Raw genomic sequence first — 25,715 nt, forward strand, 5'->3', positions numbered from 1 at the left:
CGCGCGCTCGAGGACCCCGCGGCCTCAGACCGTCTCTGCGCGCTTCTGCCGCGCGGGCTCGGCGGGGTCGGAGGGTCCGTTCCAGATCGAGACGATGCCCCAGACGACGGCCGCGATCGGCACGGCCAGCACGGCGCCGACGATGCCGGCGAGGACGGTGCCCACGGTCAGGGCGATCAGGACGATCAGCGGGTGCAGCTTCAGCGAGCGCGCCATCACGACCGGCTGGAGGAAGTTGCCCTCGAGCTGGTTGACCCCGATGACGACCAGGATCACGATCAGCGCGGCGACCGGGCCGTTGGCGACCAGGGCGACGAGAGCGGCGAGGATGCCCGCGGCCGTGGCTCCGACGATCGGGATGAACGCGGTGAGGAAGACGATGACGGCCAGCGGGATCGCCAGCGGCACCTGGATGATCGCCAGCGCGACGCCGATGCCGATCGCGTCGACCGCCGCGACGGTCGCCGTTCCGCGGACGTAGCCGCCCAGCACGTCGACCGTCTTGTGCCCGACGCGCTTGGCGCGCTCGTAGCCCGAGCCGGTGAAGGGGCGCAGGAGGAACTCCCAGATCTTCGGGCCGTCCTTCATGAAGAAGAAGAGCACCACGATCATCAGCACGAGGCCGGTGATGAAGTTCGCCGCTGCGGAGACGCCCGCGAGCGCGCCGTTGCCGAACGAGCTGGAGGTGAGGAAGTCGACGACCGACTGGCGGGCGGACTCGATCTGCTCGTCGGTGATCTGGAACGGCAGGTGCTGCACGTAGTCCTGCAGCGAGGTGATGCCGTCGGAGGCGCTGCTGACCAGCTCGTCCCACTGGTTGCGGACCGCGACCGTGATCAGCCAGCCGACCGCGCCGAGGACCGCGAGCAGCCCGATCAGCGCCAGCCAGGTCGCGAGGATCGACGGCACGCCCTTGCGCCGCATCCACGCCAGGACCGGGTGGATCGCCGCGGCGAGGATGAGCGCGATCATCACGGGGATGAGCACCAGTGTGAGCTGCGTCATCGCGAAGACGAGCACCGAGGCGAGCAGGAGGACGATGACCACCTGGAGGCAGCGGGTCGCGAACCGGCCGAGGCCGTCGCTCCAGACCCGCCGCTGCGGATCGGGTGCGCTCGGCTGCGGCGCGGCGGCGCTGGTCGAGGAGTCGTTGCGGTCGAAGAAGCCCATGGAGGGACGGTATCGGCTCGGGCCGACCTGCCGTCCCTCCTTGACACCCCGCCCGCGCCGCGGCGATGCGGGGGTCAGAGACCGGCGGGCTTCTCCGGCGTGCGCAGCCAGGTGTCGAAGAAGTCCGCCAGGTCGGAGCCGGAGACGTTCTCGGCCAGGGCCTGGAAGTCGGCGGTCGTCGCGTTCGAGTAGCGGTTCTCGGAGGCCCAGCGCTTCAGCAGCACGCCGAACGCGTCCGCGCCGATCCGGTCGCGGAGGGCGACGAGCGTCAGGCCGCCGCGGGCGTAGACGGGCGCGTCGAAGAGGCCCGCGGCTCCGGGGTCGGCGACGGCGGTCGACCAGAACGGGTCGTCGGCGGGAGCGGCGGCGACCCGGGCGGCGGACTCGGTGACGCTCGCGCCGCCGGTGTGCTCCTCCCAGAGCCACTCGGCGTAGGTCGCGAAGCCCTCGTTCAGCCAGATGTCGGACCAGGTCTCCGGCGTGACGCTGTCGCCGTACCACTGGTGCGCGGTCTCGTGCGCGACGGTCGACTCGTCCGCGCCGCCGGAGTAGAACGAGCGGCCCTGGGTCTCGAGGGCGTAGCCGATCCGCTCGTCGTCGACCACGGCTCCGGCCGAGCGGAACGGGTACGGGCCGAAGACGGAGGAGAAGTAGTCGATGATCGCGCCCTGCTTCGCGAGCGCCGCCTCGGTGCGGGCGCGGGTGTCGCCGGTGATGTCCCGGTCGATCGCGTCGATGGTCGTCACGCCGCCCTGGGTGGAGCGGACCAGGTCGTAGTCGCCGATGTTCACCATGGCGAGGTAGCTCGCCATCGGGCTGGTCTCGACCCAGCGGGAGGTCGTCCACCCCTTCGACGTGGTGGGGGAGCCGACCGGCAGGCCGTTCGCGACCACCGTCCGGCCCTCCGGGACCGTGATGCTGAAGGTGTAGCGCGCCTTGTCGGCGGGCGAGTCGTTGACGGGGTACCAGGTCGAGGCGCCGTCCGGCTCGCTGGCGACCAGGGCGCCGTCGTCCGTCGACCACCAGCCGAAGGGGGCCCCGGTGCCGTCGACGGGGTTCCCGGTGGTCCCGGCGTAGTCGATGCTCACCAGCGCGGGCAGGCCCTTCCGGAGGGTCCGGGCGGGCGTGACGGTCAGCTCGTCCCCCGACTGCGAGAACCGGGCGCCCCCGGCGTTGACGGTGACCTTCGAGACGGTGAGGCCGGTCAGGTCGAAGGAGAGCGAGCGCAGGTCCTTCTGGGGCGCGAGGGTGACCACGGCCCTGCCGCCGAGGGCCCGGGTCGCCGGATCGTACTTCAGGACGAGGCTGTAGGTGAGGGCGTCGAAGCCGCTGCTGCCGAGGCCGGGGAAGTACGGATCGCCGGCGCTGGTGCCCCCGTCGACGGCGCCCGCGCGGGCGGCGGGGGAGGCGATGGCGGCGGGTGCGAGGAGGAGGGAGGAGGCCACGAGCGCGCTGAGCGCGGCTGACGCACGGAATGTCATGTCCGCACGCTAGCGGGCGGGCGTTTCGTGCGCGTGTCGGCGCCGTGCCGAGGAGAAGCCCCGTCGATCGACGGACGGGCGATCCCGTTCCTGCCGGGGTGAGTCAGCTGCGGAATCCGTCGCGGCCGCGGAGCATCGCACGGTGGAATTACCCATTCGAGCCGCCGGTGCCCCGCGGATCGTTGCGGCGGCGACGGATTCCGCACTACAGTCGCCGTGTTCATGCAGGTGCATGGGGTGCGGTACCCGAAGCCGCACTGCACCGCCCTGCTCGGAGCAGACGCCTCCGCCGGGAGGGATGACGATCCTCTCTCCCGGCGGGAGGCGGACCGGGCGGATCCGCCCGGCCGCCGCCGGCGCTAGGCCGGGACGCGCACCGTCAGCCCGCCGGGCTCGATCCAGGTGCGGAACGCCGAGGTCGAGCCGAACGGGTCGCCGTCGAGCTCGATCTCCTGCGCGTGCTCGAGGCGGACCGTGAGGTCGCGGCCCTTCACGTACCGCAGGGCCGACACCTCCTTGGTCAGGCCCATCAGCTTCTTGCCGACGATGCCGCTGCGGCGGAGCACGCCGTTCTCCCACACCACCTTGAAGATGATCTGCACCCAGCCGAAGAAGCCCTCGGGGCGCAGCAGGACGATGTCGAACTCGCCGTCGTCGACGGCCGCGTCCGGCAGCAGGAGGATGTTCGCCGGCAGGGCGCCGCAGTTGCCCACGATGATCGTGTGCGCGCGCACCTTGCGGGTCTTCGAGCCGTCGAGGCGGTAGCGGAACTCGAGCTGGTTCTTGTCGAGCAGGGCCTTCCGCAGCGCGTCCACGTAGGCGAGCCAGCCGGCCCGCTTCTTGAGGTCGTCGTCGGTGTTGGCGAGCATCTTCGCGTCGATCCCGAGGCCCGCCATCACGACGTAGGCGTGGCGGTCGCGGCCCGTGGAGGTCTCGATGTCGATCATCCCGACGTCGATCGCCCGGTCCTGTCCGGAGAACGCGACGGTCAGGGAGTTGTCGATGTCGTCGAGCGTGAGGTTCAGGTTGCGCGCGAGCAGGTTGCCGGTGCCGGAGGGCAGCAGCGCGAGCGAGGCGTTGGAGCCTCGGAGGGCCTCCGCCACGACGCGGACCGTCCCGTCGCCGCCGGCCGCGATCACGACGTCGGCGCCCGCGGCGAGGGCCTCCTTCGTCTGACCGGCCCCGGGGTCCTCGACGGAGGTCTCGTACCAGAGCGTCTCCTCCCAGCCGGCGGCCTCCTCGGCGCGCTTCACCGCGGCCTTCACCGACTCCAGGTCGACCTTGACGGGGTTGTAGACGAGCGCGGCACGGCGGCGCTCAGGCATCGTCGCGGCTCTCGTCGAGCTCGTCGCCGTTCTCGTCGACACGGCCCGGTCGCACGGCGGCGTCCTCGCGGATGTCGATGCGGGTATCGCCGGCCTCGGTGGTCGAGACCTCGATGCGGGGGGCCGCGTCGGCCTCCGTCGCCTTCGGGGCGCTGGTCAGCTGGTCGTGGCGGTCGTCCGCGCTCTGGTCGGTCATGCCTGGACGGTAGCAGCGGGCGATCGGCGCCCGCGCGGGCTTGCGTCAGCGGCCGCGCGCCGCCTGGAGACCCCAGAGCACGAGCGGGATCTGGAGCGGGAGGCGCAGCAGCGTGATCGCCCGGGTCCGCGGCCGACGGGCGTCCCGCGCCATCTGCACGTTGCCGGGGAGGACGGCGGCCATCAGGGCGGCGGAGGCGAGACCGCCGGCCGCGCGGGTCCGCGGGTGCAGCGTCGCGGCCGCGCAGACCAGCTCCGCCGCTCCCGAGACGAGGACCCATCCGCGCGCCGAGCCGGGCATCCCCCGCGGGACGACCGCGTCGAAGGTCCGCGGGTGCACCAGGTGCACGACTCCCGAGACCGCCATCGCCGACACGAGCACGAGCGGGCCCGCGCCCAGGCGGCTCATCGGCCCTCCGCCCCGCGCTCGAGCGGAGCGACGTGGTCGAGGATCCGGCGCCACTCGCGCACGAGCGCCAGCCGGCCGGCTCCGTCGACGGTCACGGTGCGCGCCCGCGCGAGGCGGCCGCGGTACCAGCGGCCGTCCTCGGCGCTCGCCACCGGGTCCGCGTCGCCGTGGACCAGGAGCGTCTCGGCGGTCACCCGGTCGAGGTCGTCGGCCCAGGAGCCGTCGCGGAGCGCCGCGAGGTCGGTCGCGGCGCCGCTCGGGCCCTGCCGCCAGCCCTCGGAGAGCATCCGCTCCAGCCGGTTGCGCAGTCCGCCGTGGGTGGCGAGCACCGGGTCGTCGGAGTCGATCCCGAGCGCGTCCAGGCCCGGCTGCGTCTGCGGGAGGGCGGCGGCGATCGCGTCGGCGTCCTCCCCGCGGAGGGTCTCGCGCCGCTCCCACGCGCTGGTGGGGTGCACGATCACGCCGGCCTGCGGGGGCGCGGGGGTGCCGACCAGCGCGAGGCGGTCCACGAGGTCGGGGTGCCGTGCCGCGAGCGAGAGCGCGAACGCGCCGCCGGAGCCCCAGCCGACCACGCCGACGCTGCCGAAGCGGGCGCCCTCGACCATGCGGGCGGTGCGCTCGGAGCGGCGCAGGTACTCGGCGAGGTCGTCCGCGCGGTCCTCGACGCGGCCGTGAGCGGCGTCGACCGGGTCCGAGGCGCCGTAGCCGGGGCGGTCGAGGATCAGCAGGTGCAGGCCCCACGGACCGGTGACGGTCGGGTCGGGGTCGAAGCCGCCCGCTCCGGGAGTGGGGTGGCAGAACACCACCAGCCGGTCGGCGACGGGATCGCCCGCCGCCGAGACGCCCATCCCGCGGCCGGACCGCAGCTCGAAACGGTGGTTCGCCATGTCGCCTCCCGGGTGCGCCGAGGGTCGGCGCGTCGCCCCCAGTCAAGCGGAGACGGCGGCCCGCGCGCTGGGCCTTGTGCCGGAGCGGGAGCAGTCGGACGCGTCCGGAGCGGGCGTGCTCGATGCGGGTGGTGCGACCGTCGTCAACCCCGGTGACGCGCCCTCCGCCGTCCGGTGGACTGGACGGTCCCTCGAGGAAGGACCACCCGTGATCCGCACAGCACTGCCCGCGACCGTCGACGACGTGGAGCTCGACCCGGTCGGCGACGACGGCTGGCGGGTCCGCGCCCGCACCGAGGACCCGCGGGAGCCGGAGGCCGTGCTCGGCTTCATCACGCCGGTCGACGGCGGCTTCGAGGCGCACCGCCTCGGGCTGCCGCAGGAGGACGTGACCTGCCCGTCGCTCGAGGATGCGCTCTCGAGGTACGTCGCCGAGGAGCCGCTGCCCGCGTGGATCCGCACCGCCCGGAGGGAACCGCGCACCGGCTTCCTCGGCGAGCGGGAGGTCGTGGTCGGCACCCCCGAGGCCGAGGGGGCGGGCCTCCTGGTCGTGCACGTCGACGGCGAGCTCGCCGGGCACGTCGTCGCGACCACCCCGATCGCCTTCGTCGCCGAGCGCGGCGACCTCCCGCCCCTCGTCGTCGAGTCGATGGACGGGCTCCTCGCGCTCGTCTCGGGACTGCGCCGTTAACCCCTGACCCCCGCGGAGGTCGACCCCCGTGGCAGGCGGTCGGCCGCCGCCTAGCGTGCTGGGAGCGGGCCGGCACCGCCGCCGCCCCGCACCACGGACGACGAAGGGAATCACCATGACCGACTTCACCGACCGCACCGCGATCATCACCGGCGGCGCCGGGGGCATCGGCCTCGCGACCGCCCGCGCGCTCCTGGACGCCGGAGCCCGCGTCGTGCTGGTCGACATCGACCAGTCGGCGCTCGACGAGGCGGCCGCGGGCCTCGAGGCGGAGGGGCGCGTCCTCACCGTCCGCGCCGACGTCTCCGACCCCGACGACGTCGACCGCTACGTGAGCGCGACCGTCGACGCCTTCGGCGGGATCGACGTCTTCTTCAACAACGCCGGCATCGAGGGGAAGGTGGCGTCGATCGTCGACACGGCCCCCGAGGACTTCGACCGCGTCATCGGCATCAACCTGCGCGGTGCCTTCCTCGGGCTCCGCTCCGTGCTGCCGCGGATGATCGAGCAGGGGCGGGGCAGCGTGATCAACACCTCCTCCGTCGCCGGGCTCGACGGCGCCCCGGGCCTCAGCCCCTACGTCGCCTCGAAGCACGGGGTCGCCGGGCTCACCAAGAGCGCGGCCCTCGAGGTCGCGGGCACCGGCGTCCGGGTCAACTCGATCCACCCGTCGCCCGTGAACACGCGGATGATGCGCTCGATCGAGGCGGGCGGCGGCGACGCCGAGAAGCAGCGTGCCGCCTACGAGGCCGGGATCCCGCTCGGACGCTACGCCGAGGCCTCGGACATCGCCGCGCTGGTGCTCTTCCTCGCCTCGGACGAGAGCTCGTTCATCACGGGCGCCCAGTACCGGATCGACGGCGGGATGGGCGCCGGGCAGTAGCGGCGCGGGCCGGGCCGCGGGCGGGAGCCGTCGTCGCCGGCGCACCGTCCGTTCACCCGATGTCCACGTGACGCCGCGGAGGAGGGGAGCGAGGATGGGGGCGTGTCCCGTCGCCTCCTCCTCCCCGTCGCCGGCGTCCTCGCCGCGGCCCTCGCCGCCGGCGGGCTGACGCTCCTCGTCTGGACGATCGACGAGACGCCGTTCGCACGGCCCGACGCCGGCTTCGACCGTCTGACGAGCGAGGTCGCCGCGGTGCCCGGAGTCTCCCTCGACGGCGCCGAGCGCTGGGTCGAGGCGCCGGCGTTCGGCCCGCCGACCTCCTGGGTCGGGGTCGCGGTCGAGGAGCCGGCGCTCGCCGACGCCCTCGCGGCGGCCTGCGCGACCGAGTACGCGGATCCGGTGCTGTGGTCGTTCCGGGCGACGTCCGCAGGCGGGAACACCCTCTCCTTCGCGGGCGCGGAGGAGCCGACCGCCGCGTGCCCCGCTCCCGCCGTCGACGCGTCGGCCCTGCTCGAGCGGATCGACGGGCTCGGCCGCGACCTGGAGCTGCACGCGTCGCTCCGCGAGGGGTCCTTCGCCCTCGACTCCTTCGAGGACGTCTCCGGCGGGCTGCCCGCGCTGCTCCCGATCGTCCGGGCGGCGGAGGACCTGCGGGACGCTGCGGGCGCGGAGCGGGGCGCCCCGGTCGAGATCTCCGGCCCGTGGGCCGCGATCACCGTCGGTCCCGGCGAGCAGGAGCGGATTGCCGCGCTGCTCACGACCCTCGTCGGGGAGCACGGCGTCACCGCCTACTGGGCGACCGAGGACGGCCTGCGGATCGTCGCGCCCGACGGCGGGCACGCCGCGATCGAGGCGGCCGTGCGCGACTCCGGGCTGCCGGTGGCCGACCGGCCCCTGCGGTTCGAGGCCGACGAGTCCTGACGCCGGGCGGCCGTCACGCGCGCCAGGCCGCCAGCTCCTCCGGGGTCGCCAGGACGCGGTGGGTCGGCGAGAGCTCGTGGACGCTCCCGGCCGAGTAGTCGATCCTGAGCGCGACCGGGTCGTACGGCTCGGAGGGGGCGCGGCGGCGCATCGCGCGCGGGTCCGCCGAGAGCACGGCGCGCAGCAGCGAGCGGGTGTAGGGGTGCACGGGGCCGGAGAAGATCTCGGCGGTCGTGCCCGTCTCGACCAGGTGGCCCTTGTGCATGACGCCGATCCGGTCGGAGATGTACTTCACCATCGCGAGGTCGTGGGCGATGAAGAGGTACGCGGTGCCGAGCTCCTCCTGGAGCGCGCGCATCAGGTTCACGACCTGCGCCTGGATCGAGACGTCGAGCGCCGAGACGCACTCGTCCGCGATCACGAGGTCGGGCTGCATCACGAGCGCGCGGGCGATGCCGATGCGCTGCCGCTGGCCGCCCGAGAACTGGTGCGGGTAGCGGTCGGCGTGGGAGCGGTCGAGGCCGACCTTCTCGAGGATCGCGTAGACCTTCTCGTCGCGCTCGGCCGCCGAGGAGTACCGGCGCTGGGTGGTGAGTCCCTGCGCGACGATGTCGAAGACGGTCTTCCGCGGATTGAGGCTCGACATCGGGTTCTGGAAGATCATCTGGATGCTGGAGCGCAGGTGGTCGCGCTGGGCGGCGTCGAGCCGGCCGCTGATCGTGCGGCCCGCGAGCACGACCTGGCCGTCGGTCGGGTCGATCAGCCGGATGATCGAGCGGCCGATCGTGGACTTGCCGCTGCCGGACTCGCCGACCAGCCCGAAGGTCTCGCCGCGCCGGATCTCGAAGTCGACGCCGCCGATCGCGGTCACGTGGTGCCGCCGGCCCAGCCGGAACACCTGGGTGAGGCCGCGCACCGAGAGCAGGGCGGGCGCGGAGTCGGGCGTCGGAGCGAGTGCGGTCACGGGGTCGGTCCTTCACTGGGGGCGAGCATGGCGTCGATCTTGGCGCGCAGCGGCGCCGGCATCTCGACCGGGGGAGCGGAGGGGTGGCAGAGCCACGAGGCGACCCGGTGTCCGCCGCCCACGTCGAAGAGGGGCGGCTCCTCGACGAAGTCGATCTCGAGCGCGAACGGGTTCCTCGGAGCGAAGGGGTCGCCCGGCGCGCGGTTCACCAGGCTCGCCGGGCTGCCGGGGATGGCGAACAGCTCGGGGGAGTCGGTGGTCAGGTCCGGCATCGCGGAGAGCAGGCCCCAGGTGTAGGGGTGCCGCGGGTCGTAGAAGACCTGCTCGGCGGTGCCCTGCTCGATGATCCGTCCGGCGTACATCACGCTGACGTGGTCGGCGACGGTCGCGACGACTCCGAGGTCGTGGGTGATGAAGATCACCGAGAGCCCGCGGTCCGCCTGCAGGCGCTTCAGCAGCTCGAGGATCCGCAGCTGGATCGTCACGTCGAGCGCGGTCGTCGGCTCGTCGCAGATCAGCACGTCCGGGTTGCACGACAGCGCGATGGCGATGTTGACCCGCTGGCACATGCCTCCGGAGAGCTGATGGGGGTACTGCTTGAACCGCCGCTCCGGATCGTCGATGCCGACCTCGCCGAGCAGCTCCACGGCCCGGGCGCGCGCCTCGCGACGGCCGAACCCGAAGTGCTCCTGGATCCCCTCCATCACCTGCTTGCCGACCGACATCGTCGGGTCGAGGCAGGTCAGGGCGTCCTGGAACACCATCGCGATGCGGCGCCCGCAGATCTCACGGCGGATCGCCGACTCGGGCATCGCCGCGATGTCCTTCGTGGTCACCGTGCCGTCGTCGCTCCGGTGCGAGAACTCGATGCTGCCCGCGGTGATCCGCTGGTTGCGGGCCATCAGGCCGAGGATCGCGCGCGCCGTCACCGACTTGCCGCTGCCGGACTCGCCGACGATCGCGACCACCTCGCCCTCGTGCAGGTCGAAGCCCAGTCCGCGGATCGCCTCGACGCTGCCGCCCTCGTTGTCGAACGAGATCGCCAGATCGCGCACCGACAGGAGGACCCTGCCGCGCTCCGGTCCGGCCGTGTCCTGACGGGTCGTGCCCGTGCTGCTCTCGGTCATGTCAGTGGCCTCTCGAGTGGGACAGTCGCGGATCGGTGGCCTCTTTCAGCCCGTCGGCGACGAGCGTGAACGCCACCATGAGCAGGCCCAGCACGACCACGGGGACGATCACGAGGAACGGATAGGAGAGGAACGACTTGTAGCCGACGCTGACGAGCGAGCCGAGCGAGGCCATCGGCGCCTGGACGCCCAGGCCCACGAACGACAGGTACGACTCGGTGAAGATCGCCGACGGGATCGAGAACATGCTCATCGTCACGATCGGGCCGATGATGTTCGGGAGGATCTCGACGAACACGATCCGGCTGTCCCGCGCTCCGAGGGTGCGCGAGGCGAGCACGTACTCCTCCGTCTTCTGGCGCAGCGCCTGCGCGCGGCTGACGCGGCTCATCGCCAGCCAGTTGCTCAGCAGCAGGCCGAAGACGATGGCGCCGATGCCCGGCCCGACGGCGACCACGAAGAGCGTCACGATCACCAGCTGCGGGATGCCGGAGAGCACCTCGACCACGCGCTGCATCGCCGAGTCGGTGCGACCGCCGAAGTAGCCCGAGACCAGGCCGTAGGTCATGCCGATGACCACGTCGATCGCGAAGGCGATCACGGCGATCAGGAGCGAGACGCGGGTGCCGCTCCAGACCCGCGACCACACGTCGCGGCCCAGCTCGTCGGTGCCGAAGAGGAAGTAGGTGCCGGGCGGCAGGCCCGCCGCGGCGTACGCGTCCTGGCCGTCGCGGGTGCCGTCGAGGATCCCGAGGCCCTCGAGCAGCGGCACGCGCGGCGGGAGGAAGCGCGAGCCGACGTCCGCGCCTCCTCCGGCCGCGGGGAAGAAGGGGACCACCAGGCTCAGCACGACGATGACCACGAGCAGCACCAGGCCGACCATCGCGGGCCAGTTGCCGCGGAAGCGCCGGACGATGTCGCGGCCGCCGCCGCGGATGATGCGGGTGGAGGTGGTCGGCGGGCCGGCGGGCCGGTCGCCCGGCGAGACGAGGCGCAGGCCCTCGGGCGGGACGCCGGCGTCGAGGCCGGCCGTGGGGGAGACGCGGTCGCTCATGCTGCCTGTCCTGCCAGTCGGATGCGGGGGTCGATCAGTCCGTAGAGCACGTCGACGAGCAGCATCACGAGGATGTAGATGATGCTGTAGACGAGGCTGATCGCGATGACGATGTTGTAGTCGACGTTCTGGATCGCCGTGAGCAGCAGCTGGCCCAGGCCCGGCGCTCCGAAGATCTGCTCGATGACGACGGAGCCGGTGATCAGGCCGATCAGCAGCGGCGAGAGCACCGTGATGATCGAGACCAGGGTGTTGCGCAGCGCGTGCCGGCCGATCACCTTGGAGGGGCCGATGCCCTTCGCCTTCGCCAGGAGGATGTAGTCGCTCTCGAGGCAGTCGAGCATCTCGGAGCGGGCGTAGCGTGCGGTCACCGCCATCACGTAGGCGGCGAGCGAGATCGTCGGCAGCACGCTCGAGGTGAAGGGGTCCGACTCGGAGTACCGGATCGGCAGCAGCTTCCACTCGAAGCCGACGAAGTAGACCAGCAGCAGCGCGATGACGAACGACGGGACGCTGAAGGCGATCACCGAGACGAACGTCGAGAGGTTGTCGAACCAGCCGCGCGGGCGGATCGCCGAGACGATGCCGATCAGCAGGCCCAGCACCACGCCGAGGACGAGGGCCTGCAGGCCGATGCGGATCGTGACGGGCAGCCGGCTGCCGAGCATCTCCGAGACGGGGAAGTCCGGGATGAGGTTGTACGAGATGCCGAAGTCGCCGCGGGCGAGGTTCACCAGGTAGGTGCCCAGCCGCAGCAGCACCGGCTCGTCGAGCCCGTACTTCTGCGTGAGGAGCGCCTTCTGCACCGCGTCGAGCTTCTCGCTGTTGAAGGGCGAGCCCGGGAGCAGCTGCAGCAGCGCGAACATCACGATCGCGATCGCGACGATCGTGAAGACCGAGGTGAGCAGCCGGGTGGCGACGTATTTCGTCACCGGCTCGACCCCTCGGCGAGCACGGCGCGCTCGCCGTCCTCGGGGATGCCGGCCCAGGAGCGGGCGTGGAACTGGGTCAGCCCCACGCGCACCAGGGCGCGGCGGGCGAGGGAGTCGATGATCTCCTCCACCGAGGCGGGCCGCGTGTAGAAGGCGGGGACCGGCGGCGCGATGATGCCGCCCGAGCGGGCCACCGCGTCCATCGCGGCGAGGTGGCCGCGGTGCAGCGGCGACTCCCGCACCATCAGGAGCGTCGGCACGCCCTCCTTCAGGCAGACGTCGGCCGCCCGCGTGATCAGGTTGTCGGCGAGGCCGTAGGCGATGCCGCTCAGGGTCTTGATCGTGCAGGGCGCGATCACCATCGCCGTGGCGGGCGTGGACCCCGACGCGATGGAGGCGCCGATGTGCGCGGGCCGGTGGGCCGTGTCGGCGAGCGCCTCCACCTGCTTCTGGGTCAGGCCGCACTCCTGGTCGAGCGTCATCGCGCCCGCCTTCGAGACGATGACGTCGCTGCGCAGCCCCGGATCCATCCGCAGCAGCTCGAGGATGCGGACCCCGATCCCGACTCCGGAGGCGCCGGTGATGGCGACGATCACGCGGCCGGGGGGCTCCTGGCGGGTGCGGTTCATGCGAGGCCTTCCTTGTCGAGGGTGAGCACGGACTGCGCGAGCGCGTGCACGCCCACCGCGATGTCCGTGATCCCGGTGTACTCCTCCGGGCAGTGGCTGCGCCCGTCCTGCGAGGGGATGAAGATCATGCCGATGGGTCCCAGTCTCGCCATCTGCACCCCGTCGTGCCCGGCTCCGCTGTAGAGGCGGGCGGCGGGGTGGCCGAGGCGCTCGATGGAGCGGCCGATGCCGTCCGCGAGGCGGGGGTCGATGGCCGTCGGGCGCTCCCAGGGCAGCCACGTCACCTCGTGGCCGAGGCCGCGCGCCGCCGCCTCGGAGACCGCGGCCTCGGCGATCTGCTCGCGGGCCAGGGTGAACCAGCCGGGGTCGGGGCTGCGGAACTCCGCGGTGACCAGGGCGCTCTCCGTGACGACGCTGGTCGCCTCCGGAGTGAAGGTGACGGAGCCGACAGTGCCGACCGCCTCCGCGGCCCGGGAGGCGATGCGCTCGACCGCGAGGACCACGCCGGCCGCGGCGCAGCCGGCGTCGTGCCGCAGCGCCATCGGCATGGTGCCCGCGTGGTCGCGGCGGCCCGAGAAGAGGGTGCGGAACCGCGAGATGCCCGCGATCGAGGTGACGACTCCGAGCGGCAGCCCCTCACGCTCGAGGACCGGGCCCTGCTCGATGTGCAGCTCGAGGAAGCCGAGCACTTCGTCGGGGCTCCAGCGGGTGCCCGAGAGCGGGTCGGACCAGCCGGCGGCTTCGAGGGCGGCGCCGAGGGTGCGCCCGGTGTCGTCGGTCGCCGAGAGGTGCTCGCCCGTGAGGGAGCCGGCCAGCGCGCGGCTGCCCAGGCAGGAGAGCTCGAAGCGGTTGGCCTCCTCGTTGTAGAAGTCGACGACGCGCAGGTCGTGGTGGAGCCGGATCCCCGACTCCTGCAGCAGGCGCGCCACCTCGATCGCGCCCAGCACGCCGACGACGCCGTCGTAGCGCCCGCCGCCGTCCACCGTGTCCGTGTGCGAGCCGATCACGATCGCGCGGCGGGCGGCTCCCGTGCCGGCGAGGGTGCCGATCACGTTGCCGATCCCGTCGATCCGGACCTCCAGGCCCGCGGAGCGCATCCGCTCGGCGACCCAGTGCCGGGAGTCGGTGTCGACCTCGGTCATCGCCACGCGGCTCCAGCCGGGGCGCGAGGAGTCGACGAGGCCGGCGATCTCGTCGAGGTCGAGGGCCAGCCGCCCGGTGTCGGGGAAGCGCACGTCGGGGGTCATCGCGGGTCCTCCCCGTCGTCGGCCAGGGAGCCGTGCACGACGACGGCGGGGCGGAGGGCGACTCCGTCGGCGACGAGGGCGTCGCGCACGCGGCGGAGGACGCCCCCGGGCGGGACGGCCAGCTCGGCGCCGAGGGCGCGGTCGCCCTCCTTGCGGGTCGCGTCCATCCCGACCTTCGTCACGGTGCCGCCGACCTGCATCGGCACGTTGCGGTCGGTGGCGACCCCGTCGACCAGCATCAGGTCGCGGTCCCACCGCATCCGGCTCGTCCGGGCCCAGTGCACGTGCTCCATGTCCCAGGCGTCCACGTCGGAGTCGACGACGGTGACCTGCTTGACCATGCTGACGGCCGCGAAAGCGCCGAACATCACGCGCTTGGCGGTGCCCGGACGGCCGTTCGCGATCGCGACCACCACGTCGACCCGGCCGCCGCCGGAGTGCGTGACCGCCACGTCGACGATGTCGCAGCCGACGTTCCGCAGCGCGTGCCGGATGCCGGCGGCGATGGGCAGCGCCGCGATGTAGCTGTGCTCCGAGGAGAGGCCGGGCAGGATCACCTGGACCTCGGGGGACTCGCGGCGGGTCACGGCGGTGACCTCGAGGGTGATCCCGTCGCCGTAGTCCTCGTACATGCCGTGGTACTCGTTCACGAGGCCCTCGTGCACCGGCCGGTCGGCGTGCAGGATCCCCTCGATCACGATCTCCGCATCGGCGGGGACGAGCACGTCGCTCGTCGTGGCCCGCGCGACCCGCACCTCCTCGCCGAGCAGGTGGGCGGCGTGCTCCAGCTCGTCGTCCCCCAGGGCGAGGTAGCAGCAGGCGGCGAGCTGCACGGCCGGGTGCGCGCCGAGGACCACGGCGACGGGGAGCCCGCCGACGGCCGCGGCCGAGCGCGAGAGCGCGGTGAGGTGGTGGTTCGGCGCGATCCCGACGAAGCCGGTGGTCGCGTCGAGCGGCTTGATCCGCGCGTAGGAGGCGTTGCGGTGCCCGGTCACCGGGTCGAACGCCACGATGAGCCCGGCGGTGAGGTAGCCGCCGGAGTCCTTCTCGAACCAGACCGGAGCGACGACCTCCTCCCACACGGACGCGGCGGGCAGGCGCACGGCCTGCACCGGAGCGTCCTCGACCACGCGCACCGGGGTGCGGTCGGCGACCGCGGCGGTGAGCCGGTCGAGCAGCTCGTCGACGCGGCAGCCGACGGCGCGGGCGATCCGCTCGCGGCTGGAGAGCACGTTGCCGACGACCGGGTGGGCCGAGCCGGCGACCGAGGTCAGGCGCACGGCCGGGCCGCGGTCCAGCAGCGCGAGCACGCTCGCCAGCTCGAAGCGGGCGTCGACGGTGCGCTCGAGGGTGACGAGCTCGTCGGCGGGCAGCGCGTCGACGAAGGCGCGGAGGGACTGCTCGCCCATCAGGCGGCCCTCGCGACGAAGCGTCCGTCGCCCGGCTCCGCGAGCAGGCCCTCTGCCCGGCTGAAGACGGGGGTGCCGCGGACGACGGTGGTCTCGAGGCGGCCGGGGAAGGACATCCCGGCGTAGGGGCTCCAGGTGGCGGTCGAGAGCATCGGGGTGTCGTCGATCACGGTCGTGCCGGACGGGTCGACGACGGCGAAGTCCGCGTCCAGGCCCGCCTCGATCGCGCCCTTGCGGTGCCCGAGACCGAACGCGCGGGCGGGGTTCGTCGCGAGGACCTCGGCGGCGCGCAGCAGCGAGAGGCGGCCGCCGAGGTAGCCGGCGCCGATCACGATCGGCAGCAGGGTCTGCACGCCGGGCGCTCCGGAGGCGTTGTCGAAGATCACGTCGGCGCTCTTCTTCGCCAGCGGCCACGGCGCGTGGTCGGAGGTCACCAGGCCGATGCGGCCGTCGGCGAGCGCCTCCCACATCCCGCGGGCGTGCTCGGCGGTGCGCAGCGGCGGGTTGATCTTGCCGAGGGCGCCGAGCCGCTCCATGTCGTCCTCGGTGAGGACGAGGTAGTGCGGGCAGGTCTCCAGCGTCGCGTCGAGCCCGCGGGCGGCGCTCGCCGTCACGAGCTCGACGGTGCCGGGGAGGCTCGCGTGGAAGATGTGGAAGGGCACGCCGGCCGCCGAGGCGAGCTCGAGCCCGAGCGCCACCGAGGAGGTCTCGGACACGGGCGGGCGGCTGCGGACGTGGTCGAGGGGGGCGGTGCGGCCCGCGGCCCTCGCCGCCGCGACGAGCGCGCCGATGATCTCGCCGTCCTCCGCGTGCACGCCGACGCGGACGCCGCGCTCGGCCATGATCGCGAAGGCCTCGAGCAGCTGGTCGGAGGGGATGCGGGGGAAGCGGATCGGGTCGGTCTCGAACAGCGAGACCTTGAATCCGCAGACGCCCTCGTCGATCATCCCGGCCACATCCCGCGCGCCGTCCCCGGGGCGGACCGTGCCGTGCAGGGCGACGTCGACGACGGCCTCGCGCTCGAGGCGCTCGCGCTTGGCGACGACGGCGGCGGCCGTGTTCACCGGGCTGCCCGCGTCGTAGGGCATGTCGAGGATCGTGGTCACCCCGCCCGCGGCGGCGGCCGAGGTCGCGCCGGTGAACGTCTCGGCCGGCTCCGAGAAGGCGTGGACGTGCGCGTCGACCGCGCCGGGCAGGACGAGCATCCCCGCGCCGCCGATCACGACCGAGGCCTCCGCGAGGGCGCGCGCCGCTTCGCGTCCGCCGAGCACGGCGGCGATACGGCCGTCCTCGACGACCACCGCCCCGTCCTCGATCACGGCGCCCGGCGTGACGACGCGGCCGTGGACGACCGTCCCGCCCGCGGTCACCGCACGGCTCCGATGCGCGCCTCGACGGCGGTGAGGACGGTGCCGAGCACGACCATCGCCTGCGCGTTGATCATCTGCTCCGACTGGTAGATGTCCTCGCGGGTCATCGGCACGATCGAGCGGACCGCCTCGTAGGCGGCCGTGCTGCCCTCGCCGAGCGCCCGGTCCTCCAGGTGCGGCGACGCGAGGTCGATGCCCTGGGTAGCGAGGATGAACTCCACTCCGAGGATCACCTGCGTGTTGTGGATGATGCTGCGCGCCTTCCGCGAGGAGAAGGTGCACATCGAGACGTGGTCCTCCTGGTTCGCCTTCGTCGGGATCGAGTCGACGACGGAGGGGAAGCACAGCACCTTGTTCTCGGAGGCGATGGCGGCCGCCGCGCAGTGCACGATCGAGAAGCCCGTGTTGAGGCCGAGCTGGCCGCCGACGAGGTTGAGCGGCAGGCCGTAGCTGAGGTTGGGATCGGTGAGGCGGAACGAGCGGCGCTCCGAGATGGCGCCGATCTCGGCGACCGCGATCGCGATGAGGTCGGCCGCGACGCCGATCGGCTCACCGTGGAAGTTGCCGCCGGAGAGGACGTCGTAGCCGCCCTCGCCGTCCGGGAGCACCAGCGGGTTGTCGGTCGCGGCGTTGGCCTCGCGCACCAGCAGCGTCTGCGCGAACAGGAGCGACTCGCGGGTCGTGCCGTGCACCTGCGGCGCGCAGCGCAGCGAGTAGGCGTCCTGCACGCGCGGCTTGTAGACGCCGCCGACGCGCTGCTCGTCCGGGAGGCGGAGGCGGCGCGCCTCCTCGACGGTGCGCTCGCTGCCCGCGGTGAGGGCGCGGACGTTCGCGGCCACGTCGACCTGGCCGGGGGCGTTGCGGGCGAGGTGGATGCGCTCGTCGAACGCGTCGAGCTCGCCGCGGATCGCCTCGAGCGAGAGCGAGAGGGCCACGTCCGCCTGGCGGGTGAGGCTCCACGCGTCGTGCAGGGCGAGGCAGGCAGTGGCGAGCGAGATGGTCGAGCCGTTGATCAGGGCGAGGACGTCCTTGGGCTTGAGCTCGAACTCGGTGGCGAGCCCGGCGGCCGTGAGGGCCTCGACGGCGGGCATCCGCACGCCGCGGTGGTAGGCCTCGGCCTTCTCGTGGCCGACCATCACGCTGACCATGTGCGCGAGGGGGGCGAGGTCGCCCGAGGCGCCGACCGAGCCCTGGCCCGGGATGACCGGGAGGACGTCGGCGTTGAGCATCGCGATCAGGCGGTCGATGCACTCGATCCGCACGCCCGACATGCCCTTGGCGATCGCGTTGGTGCGCAGCAGCAGGAGCGCGCGGGTCTCGTCGAGAGGGAGCGGCTCGCCGACGCCGGCGGAGTGGGAGTTGATGACCAGGCGCTGGAAGCGGGCCTGGTCCTCGGCCGGGACGCGGACGTCCATCAGCCGGCCGAGCCCGGTGTTGATGCCGTAGATGGCGGGGGCGTCGGGGGCGAGGAAGTGCTCGTCGACGTAGGCGCGGGCCTCGTTCGTGACCCGGCGGGCCTCGTCGCTGAGGACGACCTCGGGGAACGTGCCGTCCGAGAGCCCGCGGGCGACGAGGGCGATGTCCTCGATCGTGAGCGTGAAGCCGTCGATCTCGACGAAGTCGGGCTGAGAGGAGCCGATCGTGGCGGTTCCGCTCGTCTGTGCCAGTTCAGTCATGGGAGTGAGTCTCTTTCGTTGATCCGGCTTCGGAGCCTCGGTCGTTCGGTGGTAGTGGCTTAAGTCTGCATAGAACGCGGGTGAGCGGCAAGTCAGCCGAACAGAAGCGCCAGAGCAACGCTGCTACCGAAGCGGATTCGGCCGCGTGCGGCAGTGAGGGCTCTCGGCCGAACGATGTTCGGCGCCGCGCCCCGCGCGTCCCGCGCACGACGAAGGGCCGCCCGCCGCGCTCGAGGCGCGGGCGGACGGCCCTGCAGTGGTGCGGGCGCGCTCAGCCGGCCGGGGCCGTGTGCACGGTCCGCGGGTCGTTGAACGACTGGACGCGGCCCGAGAACTCCGACTCGAGGTCGAGCAGCTCCTGCGCGGCGAAGAACGCCATGCCGCTGTGGCCCGGGTATTCCTCCGGCATCAGCTCGTTCGAGTAGGTGTTGCCCATCTCGGCGAGGTTCGCCCGGCCGGCCTCGATCATCCCGGCCATGGACGCCTTCATCGTGAAGTGCATCGTGACCAGCTGGAAGCCCAGCTCCGCCAGCTGCGCGAACGACATCTGCTCGAGGCCGCGCTTGGCGTTGATGTCGGCGAACATCTTCAGCCCCGGCACCCGGCGGGCCACCTCGGCGGCGTCCGCGAGGGTCGTGACGTTGACCACGACCGTCGCGTGCGCTCCGAGGGCGACGCAGTCGATCATCCGCTGGATGCCCTCCTCCAGGTTCGCGCTGCCGTAGTTGCTGCGCGCGATCACCATGCAGTCGGTGCCCTCGACGGCGCGGACGGCGGCCCGCACCTTCGCGTAGTACTCCTCGCGGGGGATCATGTTGTCGGCCGAGACGTCCCGGGCGTAGCCGGGCTCGAACTCGTCCTCCATCAGCACCGCCATCGCGCCGGCCTTGGCCACCCGCCTGCAGGTCTCGTAGACCTGCAGGGGACTGGCGCCGAAGCCGTCCTCGATGTCGACCGCGAGCGGCAGCGGCGACATGTCGACGATCCGCTCCACCGCCCAGAGGAGCTCCTCCAGCGAGAGCAGTCCGAGGTCGGGGATGCCCTTCATCGACATCGACACCTCCGATCCGCTCAGCAGCATCGCCTCGAAGCCGGCCAGCTCGACCGCTCGGGCGGAGGAGCAGTCGAAGACGCAGGGGGCCAGGACGCTCCCGGACTCCATCAGCTCGCGCAGGGTCCTCGTCGCGGTCATCGTGCCGTCTCCTCTCGGGGGGTGGTGCGCATCAGTCGTCCTTCGTGACGAGGCGGTAGTTCCAGGTCAGGCTCACGTTGCGGACCTCCATGCCCTGCACGGCGGGGTTGATCAGCATCGCGATGCCGTTCTGCACGGTCGGGATCACCGCCACGTCGCCCATCAGGATGTCCTCCGCGTCGTGCAGGCTCTGCCAGCGCGCCTCCGGCTGGGAGAGCATGTCGGCGGTGCGGGCCGCGGCGATGATCGAGTCGTACTCCGGGTTCGCGTAGCCGCCGAAGTCGCGGGCGGAGGTGGAGGACAGCAGCTCCAGGAACGCCATCGGATCCTTGTAGTCGGGGCCCCAGCGGAAGAGGTAGAGGTCGAAGTCGCCGGCCGTGGCCTGCTCGTTCGCCGTCGCCTTGGGCTGGCTGGTGAGCTCGATGCTCAGACCGGGCAGGTTCGCCTCCCACTGCGAGGCGACGTACTCGGCCTGCGCGATCGAGGCCTCGTCGTCCCAGTACGAGAGCGTGAGGCTCACGGAGTCGGTGCCCAGGGCGGCGAGGCCCTTCGTCCAGGCGGCCTGCGCCGCGTCGAGGTCGTAGGCGAGGTAGCTGCCGCCCGTGTCGCGGAACTGCTTCCCGTCGGGTCCGACCGCCAGGTTCTGACCGACGAAGTAGTCGGCCGGCTGGGCGCCGTTCTTCAGCACCTCGTCGGCGAGCGCCTCCTTGTCGAAGGAGGTGGCCAGCGCGGTGCGGATGTCCTCGTTCGCGAGCGCCGGGTTCTGGAGGTTGGGGTAGAAGTACCACATGTGCACCTCGAGCGCCGTGGTCAGCTCGGGGGAGTCGGTGTAGCGGTCGATCAGGCTTCCGGAGATCTCGGTGAAGTCGAGGTCGCCGCTCTCCTGGAGGAGCGCCGCGGTCTGCGAGTCCTTCACGACCTGCCACTTGATCGCGTCCAGGTCGATGCCGGAGGCGTTCCAGTAGTCGGCGTTCTTGGCGACCGAGAAGTTGTTCGCGAAGTCCCACGAGTCCCAGACGAAGGGCCCGTTGTAGATCGTCGTCTCGGGGGTCTGGCCGTAGGTGTCGCCCACGCTCTCCAGGTAGGCCTGGTTCACCGGGAGGAACGCCGGCCGCACCAGCAGCGCCTGGAAGTAGGGCACGTCCGCGGCGAGCTGCACCTGCAGGGTCTTGTCGTCGAGCGCCGTGACGCCGAGCTGGGTGTAGTCCATCCCCTCGTTGACGATCTCGTTCGCGTTCTTGATGCCCGCGGCGACCGCCTCGTTGCTGTTCGGGGCCGCGGTGGCCGGGTTCACCAGGCGCTTCCACGAGTACTCGAAGTCCTGCGCGGTGACCGGCGTCCCGTTGCTCCACGACGCGTCGCGGATCGTGAAGGTGTAGGTCAGGCCGTCGTCGGACTTCTCGACGCTCTCCGCCATCAGCGGGTCGATCTGACCGTCTGCGTCGAGCGTGTAGAGGCCGTCGAAGACGGCGGTGAGCACCTCGTTCGACATGCCGTCGTTCACCTTGTGCGGATCGACGGCCTGCAGGGGGAGCAGCTTGCCGACGGTGAGGACGTGGGAGGACGTGCCGGCCTGACTCGACGACGTCGCGTCGGTGCCGCAGGCGGACAGCAGGCCGACGGCCGCGGTCATCGCGACCGCCGCCATCAGGAGCTTCGGGAGCCGTTTCATGGGAGGAGGTACCCCTTCGTGTGTGGTGCATCGGGAGACTCGGGGGAGTCGGGAGGGTGCGGCGTCATCGAGGGGACTGGCGCATGCGTTCGGTGATCTCGCAGAAAGTCTGCACGTCGATGCCCGTTGAGGCAAACGGTCTGTATCCTGTACAGCGATTCCTACTCTGGCCGCACAGAAGCGGCTCACCCCCGCGAAAGGTGTCTCCCTTGCCGAACATAATTAGGCCGGTCCGGCTCGACGAGGTCGACCGCGCGATCATCAACGTCCTGGTGCAGGACGGGCGCATCCCGAACAAGGAGCTGGCCGACCGGATCGGCCTCGCGCCCTCCTCCTCGCTGGCCCGGGTGCGGGCGCTGATCGAGAGCGGAGTCATCTCGGGCTTCCACGCCGAGGTCGACGCGCGCCTGCTCGGCAAGGGCATCCGCGCGATCCTCCGCGTCCAGCTGCGCGAGCACTCCCGAGCCGAGAACGCCCGCTTCGCCGAGGCGATGTCGAAGCTGCCCCAGGTGGTGAACCTGTGGCTGGTCGCGGGCGAGGACGACTACCTGATCGAGGTGGTCGCCGCGAGCCCCGACGAGCTGAGCGACTTCGTCCTCGACTGCGTCACCTCCGACCCGGTGGTCGCCGACACCTACACGACCCTGGTGTTCTCCCGCTGGCGCGGCGTCGGGCCGATCCCCACCGACGACGACGCGTGAGCGCCGAGCGCCTCCGCCGGCTCCTCGAGGGCGAGGTGCTGCTCGACACGCACAACGACCTGCTCTGCGGGCTGCGGCGCTACGAGGGGTACCGCGTCGAGGGCTTCGACCGGCCCCGCCCGGAGTTCCACACCGACCTGCCGCGGCTGCGCGCGGGAGGCGTCTCGGCGCAGGTCTGGTCGGTCTTCGTCTCGGCGCTGCAGAGCGAGGGCGACGCGGTGGCCGCGACGCTGGAGCAGATCGACGCCGCGTACCGGTTCGCCGCCGCCCACCCGCGCGACCTGCGCATCGTGACCACGGTGCGGGAGGCGGAGCAGGCGGTCGCCTCCGGCCGGATCGCCTCCTTCCTCGGGATCGAGGGCGGCCACTCCGTCGCCTCCTCCCTCGGCGTGCTCCGGATGCTCGCCCGGCTGGGCGTGCGGACGATGACGCTCACGCACAACAGCTCCCTCGACTGGGCGGAGGCCGCCACCGGCACCCCGGTCGAGGGCGGGCTCACGGCGGACGGGGTGGCCGTCGTCCACGAGCTGAACCGGCTCGGCGTCGTCGTCGACCTCTCGCACACCTCCGAGCGCACCCAGCTCGCCGCGCTCGCCGCCACCTCCGCTCCCGTCCTCTACTCCCACTCCGGAGTCGCGGACGTCGCCGCGCATCCGCGCAACGTCTCCGCCCGGGCCCTCGCGGCGCTCGCCGCGAACGGAGGAGTGCTGCAGATCGCCTTCGTCGCGCAGTTCGTCTCGCGCGCCTTCGCCGACTGGTCGGCCGAGGCCGACGCCGCCCGCGCCGGGCTCGGGATCACCACGTCGATGCCCTGGCCCCGCGCCCCCCGCCCCGCCGAGGCGCCCGAGGACGCCGCGCGGGCGAACCGGGCCGCGTTCCCGGTGGCCGAGCCCGCCGCGCTCGCCGCCTTCGAGCAGTGGCGCCGCGCGCATCCGGCGCCGCTCGTCACCGTCGCGCAGGTCGCCGACCACGTCGACGCCGCCCGCGAGGCCGTCGGGTCCCGGCACGTCGGCCTCGGCAGCGACTTCGACGGCGTCGCCGACCTGCCCGAGGGGCTCGGCGACGTCTCGGGCTACCCGCGCCTGCTGGCCGAGCTGGCCGACCGCGGCTGGAGCGACGCGGAGCTGCTCGACCTCGCCGGACGCAACACCCTGCGCGTGCTCCGCGCGGCGGAGGAGGCCGCCGAGACCCCGGAGGACGCGCGCGCCTGAGCGCCTGCGAGGCCCGGATCCCGCCTCCTGGACCCGCGACCCAGGGAACGCTGGCAGGATGTACGGGACGGTCGGTGCGCGAGAGCGCGCCGCACGGACGGCACCGCCCGCTGAGAGCGGCCCCGCCCGGCCCCGTCCCGCACACCTCCACCCGCTCCCGACAGCGCTCACAGCGCCGGAGCGACACATCACCGCGGCCCGACCGGGCGCGCGGTCGGACCCTGAGCCGCGCGCCCGCGTCCAGCCACTCCCTCCCGGAAGAACCGCATGAGAAACGCCAGAACCGCCAAGCCCGCCCGCCACCACCTCGAGCTCCCCAAGCCCAAGCCCCTCGAGAAGGGCGCCATGCGGATCACTCCGCTCGGCGGCCTCGGCGAGATCGGCCGCAACATGACCGTCTTCGAGCACAAGGGCAAGCTGCTCATCGTCGACTGCGGCGTCCTCTTCCCCGAGGAGAACCAGCCCGGCATCGACGTGATCCTCCCCGACTTCGCCGCGATCCGCTCGCGCCTGAAGGACATCGAGGCCATCGTCCTCACCCACGGCCACGAGGACCACATCGGCGGCGTGCCGTACCTCCTCAAGGAGCGCGGCGACATCCCGATCATCGCCTCGACCTTCACCCTCGCGCTGATCAGCGCGAAGCTGCAGGAGCACCGCATCACGCCGCGCACGCGCCCGGTGAAGGAGGGCGACCGGATCGACGCCGGCGTCTTCGACCTCGAGTTCCTCGCCGTGAACCACTCCATCCCGGACGGGCTCGCCGTCGCGATCCGCACCGAGGCCGGCCTCGTGCTGCACACGGGCGACTTCAAGATGGACCAGTTCCCGCTCGACGGGCGCACCACCGACCTCCCCGGCTTCGCGCGCCTCGGCGACGAGGGCGTCGACCTGTTCCTGGTCGACTCCACGAACGCCGACGTCCCCGGCTTCGCGATCTCGGAGGGCGACCTCGCCCCCGCGATCGACCAGGTGTTCCGCACCGCGCCGCGCCGCATCGTCGTGTCCAGCTTCGCGAGCCACGTGCACCGCATCCAGCAGGTCCTCGACGCCGCGCAGCGCCACGGCCGCAAGGTCGCCTTCGTCGGCCGCTCGATGGTCCGCAACATGGGCATCGCCGCCGACCTGGGCTACCTCAAGATCCCGGCCGGCCTCGTCGTCGACATGAAGGTGCTCGAGAAGCTCCCCGCGACCGAGATCGTGATGATCTGCACCGGTTCGCAGGGCGAGCCGATGGCGGCGCTCTCGCGCATGGCCAACAAGGACCACATCATCGACATCGGCCCCGGCGACACCGTGCTGCTGGCCAGCTCGCTGATCCCCGGCAACGAGAACGCGATCTACCGGATCATCAACGCCTTCACCCGCTGGGGCGCCACCGTCGTGCACAAGGGCAACGCCAAGGTGCACGTCTCGGGTCACGCCAGCGCGGGCGAGCTCGCCTACTGCTACAACATCCTGCGCCCCACCGCGGTGCTCCCCGTGCACGGCGAGTGGCGCCACCTCACCGCGAACGCGGCGATCGCGACGCGCACCGGGATCGACGAGAAGGACGTCTTCGTCATCGAGGACGGCGTCTCGATCGACCTGGTGAAGGGCCGTTCGCGCATCAGCGGGCGCATCCCGGCCGACCAGATCCTGGTCGACGGCACCACGATGGGCGTCGCCACCGAGGACGCGATGAACGACCGCATCGTCCTCGCCGAGGAGGGGGCCATCACGGTCCTCGCCATCGCCGACCTCGACCGCGGCACGCTCGGCGAGCCGGTCGAGTTCTTCACCCGCGGCTTCGTCGAGGAGCCGGGCTGGAAGGCCAACGCGAGCAAGGCGATCGACGACGCCGTCCTGCAGGCCGCGGGCAAGCCGGTCGAGCTCGAGGCCATGGAGGCGCTGATCACGCGCACCCTCGGCCGCTGGCTGACCCGCCGCCACCGCCGGAACCCGGTCATCACCACCATCGTCGTCGAGGAGTAGGCGCCTTCCACGCCGCCCTCCGCCTCCGCTACCCCCTGCCCCGCGAGGCGCGGGCGGAGCAGAGTGGGAGGGTCGGCAGGTCGCCGACGCGAAGGGAGAGCGCCATGAGCACCGACCGCACCACGGGTGAGGACACCGAGAAGACCGAGGACCTCCCCGACGGCACCGGGACGGACACCTCCTCCGGTGGCGGCGACACCGACACCGTCTCCGGCGGCGAGCCGGACGAGCCCGCCGAGTAGGGCCGTGAACGACGAAGGGCGGGACCGCGAGGTCCCGCCCTTCGTCGTTCCGCCGATCAGATCAGCGGGCCGTCGCTCTCACTCGAGCGGCGGGTGACCTGCTCGCCGCTGGCCGGGTCGACGGCCGAGCGCGTGGTCGAGACGGCCTGGCGGCGGCGCGTCAGCAGGACCAGCCCGAGGATCAGGCCGACCGCTCCGGCCGCCATGAGGATGTAGCCGACCAGCTTCAGGTCGATCCCGGACACCTGCACGTCCACCGCGAAGGCGAGGACCGCGCCGACGACGAGGAGGAAGATCCCTGCTCCGATGCTCATTGCGTGCTCCTTCTGACTGCCGCCGGAGCGCGCGCGGGA

At 72.4% G+C, this 25,715-nt stretch carries 25 protein-coding genes; 7 read left to right on the forward strand and 18 right to left on the reverse strand.

Annotated features, from left to right (window positions below; genetic code table 11):
* Nucleotides 1-24: 24 nt before the first annotated feature.
* The 6 genes from C5C39_RS11695 to C5C39_RS11720 all read right to left on the reverse strand — a co-directional run bounded on the left by C5C39_RS11695 (nucleotide 25) and on the right by C5C39_RS11720 (nucleotide 5,467).
* The gene (locus C5C39_RS11695; protein WP_104233055.1) at nucleotides 25-1,170 is read right to left on the reverse strand and encodes an AI-2E family transporter; all 1,146 of its coding nucleotides are present in this window, start codon (nucleotides 1,168-1,170) and stop codon (nucleotides 25-27) included.
* Nucleotides 1,171-1,244: 74 nt separating this feature from the next.
* On the reverse strand, nucleotides 1,245-2,651 hold the full coding sequence (locus C5C39_RS11700; RefSeq protein WP_104257996.1) for a M1 family metallopeptidase: 1,407 nt from the start codon (nucleotides 2,649-2,651) through the stop codon (nucleotides 1,245-1,247).
* Between the two features lie 359 nt (nucleotides 2,652-3,010).
* On the reverse strand, nucleotides 3,011-3,976 hold the full coding sequence (locus C5C39_RS11705; protein ID WP_104353436.1) for a diacylglycerol kinase family protein: 966 nt from the start codon (nucleotides 3,974-3,976) through the stop codon (nucleotides 3,011-3,013).
* Nucleotides 3,969-4,172 carry a multidrug transporter gene (locus C5C39_RS11710; protein WP_104222930.1) on the reverse strand — a complete coding sequence of 68 codons (204 nt, stop codon included), beginning with the start codon at nucleotides 4,170-4,172 and terminating at the stop codon, nucleotides 3,969-3,971. The genes C5C39_RS11705 and C5C39_RS11710 overlap by 8 nt, the downstream gene beginning before the upstream one ends.
* Nucleotides 4,173-4,217: 45 nt before the next feature.
* Nucleotides 4,218-4,580 (reverse strand): hypothetical protein, encoded by a 363-nt coding sequence (locus C5C39_RS11715; RefSeq protein ID WP_104353437.1) that lies wholly within the window; start codon nucleotides 4,578-4,580, stop codon nucleotides 4,218-4,220.
* Nucleotides 4,577-5,467 (reverse strand): alpha/beta fold hydrolase, encoded by an 891-nt coding sequence (locus C5C39_RS11720; protein WP_104261538.1) that lies wholly within the window; start codon nucleotides 5,465-5,467, stop codon nucleotides 4,577-4,579. The genes C5C39_RS11715 and C5C39_RS11720 overlap by 4 nt, the downstream gene beginning before the upstream one ends.
* Before the next feature lie 208 nt (nucleotides 5,468-5,675).
* On the opposite strand from C5C39_RS11720, the gene C5C39_RS11725 reads away from it, so the two are divergent.
* The 3 genes from C5C39_RS11725 (at nucleotide 5,676) to C5C39_RS11735 (ending at nucleotide 7,962) form a co-directional block, all read left to right on the forward strand.
* Nucleotides 5,676-6,158, forward strand: coding sequence for a hypothetical protein (locus tag C5C39_RS11725; RefSeq protein ID WP_104351197.1), 483 nt, complete (start codon nucleotides 5,676-5,678; stop codon nucleotides 6,156-6,158).
* A gap of 115 nt (nucleotides 6,159-6,273) precedes the next feature.
* The gene (locus tag C5C39_RS11730; protein ID WP_104353438.1) at nucleotides 6,274-7,041 is read left to right on the forward strand and encodes an SDR family NAD(P)-dependent oxidoreductase; all 768 of its coding nucleotides are present in this window, start codon (nucleotides 6,274-6,276) and stop codon (nucleotides 7,039-7,041) included.
* 102 nt (nucleotides 7,042-7,143) lie between these two features.
* The gene (locus tag C5C39_RS11735) at nucleotides 7,144-7,962 is read left to right on the forward strand and encodes a hypothetical protein (protein WP_104353439.1); all 819 of its coding nucleotides are present in this window, start codon (nucleotides 7,144-7,146) and stop codon (nucleotides 7,960-7,962) included.
* Between the two features lie 13 nt (nucleotides 7,963-7,975).
* On the opposite strand, the gene C5C39_RS11740 is transcribed toward C5C39_RS11735, so the two are convergent.
* The 11 genes from C5C39_RS11740 to C5C39_RS11790 all read right to left on the reverse strand — a co-directional run bounded on the left by C5C39_RS11740 (nucleotide 7,976) and on the right by C5C39_RS11790 (nucleotide 21,234).
* On the reverse strand, nucleotides 7,976-8,926 hold the full coding sequence (locus C5C39_RS11740; RefSeq protein WP_104353440.1) for an ABC transporter ATP-binding protein: 951 nt from the start codon (nucleotides 8,924-8,926) through the stop codon (nucleotides 7,976-7,978).
* Complete coding sequence (locus C5C39_RS11745) at nucleotides 8,923-10,053, reverse strand: ABC transporter ATP-binding protein (RefSeq protein ID WP_104353441.1); 1,131 nt, start codon at nucleotides 10,051-10,053, stop codon at nucleotides 8,923-8,925. Before C5C39_RS11745 ends, C5C39_RS11740 begins: the two co-directional genes overlap by 4 nt.
* 1 nt (nucleotide 10,054) lies before the next feature.
* Nucleotides 10,055-11,107, reverse strand: coding sequence for an ABC transporter permease (locus tag C5C39_RS11750; protein ID WP_104353442.1), 1,053 nt, complete (start codon nucleotides 11,105-11,107; stop codon nucleotides 10,055-10,057).
* On the reverse strand, nucleotides 11,104-12,039 hold the full coding sequence (locus tag C5C39_RS11755) for an ABC transporter permease (protein WP_104238808.1): 936 nt from the start codon (nucleotides 12,037-12,039) through the stop codon (nucleotides 11,104-11,106). Before C5C39_RS11755 ends, C5C39_RS11750 begins: the two co-directional genes overlap by 4 nt.
* Complete coding sequence (locus C5C39_RS11760) at nucleotides 12,036-12,668, reverse strand: UbiX family flavin prenyltransferase (RefSeq protein WP_104238809.1); 633 nt, start codon at nucleotides 12,666-12,668, stop codon at nucleotides 12,036-12,038. The genes C5C39_RS11755 and C5C39_RS11760 overlap by 4 nt, the downstream gene beginning before the upstream one ends.
* The gene (locus C5C39_RS11765; protein ID WP_104353443.1) at nucleotides 12,665-13,915 is read right to left on the reverse strand and encodes a M20 family metallo-hydrolase; all 1,251 of its coding nucleotides are present in this window, start codon (nucleotides 13,913-13,915) and stop codon (nucleotides 12,665-12,667) included. Before C5C39_RS11765 ends, C5C39_RS11760 begins: the two co-directional genes overlap by 4 nt.
* Complete coding sequence (locus C5C39_RS11770) at nucleotides 13,912-15,324, reverse strand: UbiD family decarboxylase (RefSeq protein WP_104353444.1); 1,413 nt, start codon at nucleotides 15,322-15,324, stop codon at nucleotides 13,912-13,914. Before C5C39_RS11770 ends, C5C39_RS11765 begins: the two co-directional genes overlap by 4 nt.
* Nucleotides 15,324-16,694 (reverse strand): dihydroorotase family protein, encoded by a 1,371-nt coding sequence (locus tag C5C39_RS11775; RefSeq protein ID WP_104353445.1) that lies wholly within the window; start codon nucleotides 16,692-16,694, stop codon nucleotides 15,324-15,326. Before C5C39_RS11775 ends, C5C39_RS11770 begins: the two co-directional genes overlap by 1 nt.
* Complete coding sequence (hutH, locus tag C5C39_RS11780; RefSeq protein WP_104238813.1) at nucleotides 16,691-18,370, reverse strand: histidine ammonia-lyase; 1,680 nt, start codon at nucleotides 18,368-18,370, stop codon at nucleotides 16,691-16,693. Before hutH ends, C5C39_RS11775 begins: the two co-directional genes overlap by 4 nt.
* Before the next feature lie 271 nt (nucleotides 18,371-18,641).
* Entirely contained in the window at nucleotides 18,642-19,562 is a 921-nt protein-coding gene (locus tag C5C39_RS11785) for an oxaloacetate decarboxylase (RefSeq protein WP_104238814.1), read from the reverse strand.
* Nucleotides 19,563-19,593: 31 nt separating this feature from the next.
* On the reverse strand, nucleotides 19,594-21,234 hold the full coding sequence (locus C5C39_RS11790; RefSeq protein WP_104353446.1) for a peptide ABC transporter substrate-binding protein: 1,641 nt from the start codon (nucleotides 21,232-21,234) through the stop codon (nucleotides 19,594-19,596).
* 209 nt (nucleotides 21,235-21,443) lie between these two features.
* On the opposite strand from C5C39_RS11790, the gene C5C39_RS11795 reads away from it, so the two are divergent.
* The 4 genes from C5C39_RS11795 to C5C39_RS17520 all read left to right on the forward strand — a co-directional run bounded on the left by C5C39_RS11795 (nucleotide 21,444) and on the right by C5C39_RS17520 (nucleotide 25,362).
* Nucleotides 21,444-21,935: an Lrp/AsnC family transcriptional regulator gene (locus C5C39_RS11795; protein WP_208543320.1), complete on the forward strand. Its 492-nt coding sequence runs from the start codon at nucleotides 21,444-21,446 to the stop codon at nucleotides 21,933-21,935.
* Nucleotides 21,932-23,146 (forward strand): dipeptidase, encoded by a 1,215-nt coding sequence (locus C5C39_RS11800; RefSeq protein WP_104353447.1) that lies wholly within the window; start codon nucleotides 21,932-21,934, stop codon nucleotides 23,144-23,146. Before C5C39_RS11795 ends, C5C39_RS11800 begins: the two co-directional genes overlap by 4 nt.
* 267 nt (nucleotides 23,147-23,413) lie before the next feature.
* Nucleotides 23,414-25,120 carry a ribonuclease J gene (locus tag C5C39_RS11805; RefSeq protein WP_104222925.1) on the forward strand — a complete coding sequence of 569 codons (1,707 nt, stop codon included), beginning with the start codon at nucleotides 23,414-23,416 and terminating at the stop codon, nucleotides 25,118-25,120.
* A 104-nt stretch (nucleotides 25,121-25,224) separates the two neighbouring features.
* A complete protein-coding gene (locus C5C39_RS17520) occupies nucleotides 25,225-25,362 on the forward strand; it encodes a hypothetical protein (RefSeq protein WP_159940924.1) in 138 nt (45 codons plus the stop codon).
* 56 nt (nucleotides 25,363-25,418) lie between these two features.
* On the opposite strand, the gene C5C39_RS11810 is transcribed toward C5C39_RS17520, so the two are convergent.
* Nucleotides 25,419-25,676, reverse strand: a complete 258-nt coding sequence (locus C5C39_RS11810) for a DUF6458 family protein (RefSeq protein WP_104222924.1) — start codon at nucleotides 25,674-25,676, stop codon at nucleotides 25,419-25,421.
* Between the last annotated feature and the right edge of the window lie 39 nt (nucleotides 25,677-25,715).

It is taken from the genome of Rathayibacter sp. AY1F3 (assembly GCF_002931975.1).
In the GTDB taxonomy this organism is placed as follows: domain Bacteria; phylum Actinomycetota; class Actinomycetes; order Actinomycetales; family Microbacteriaceae; genus Rathayibacter.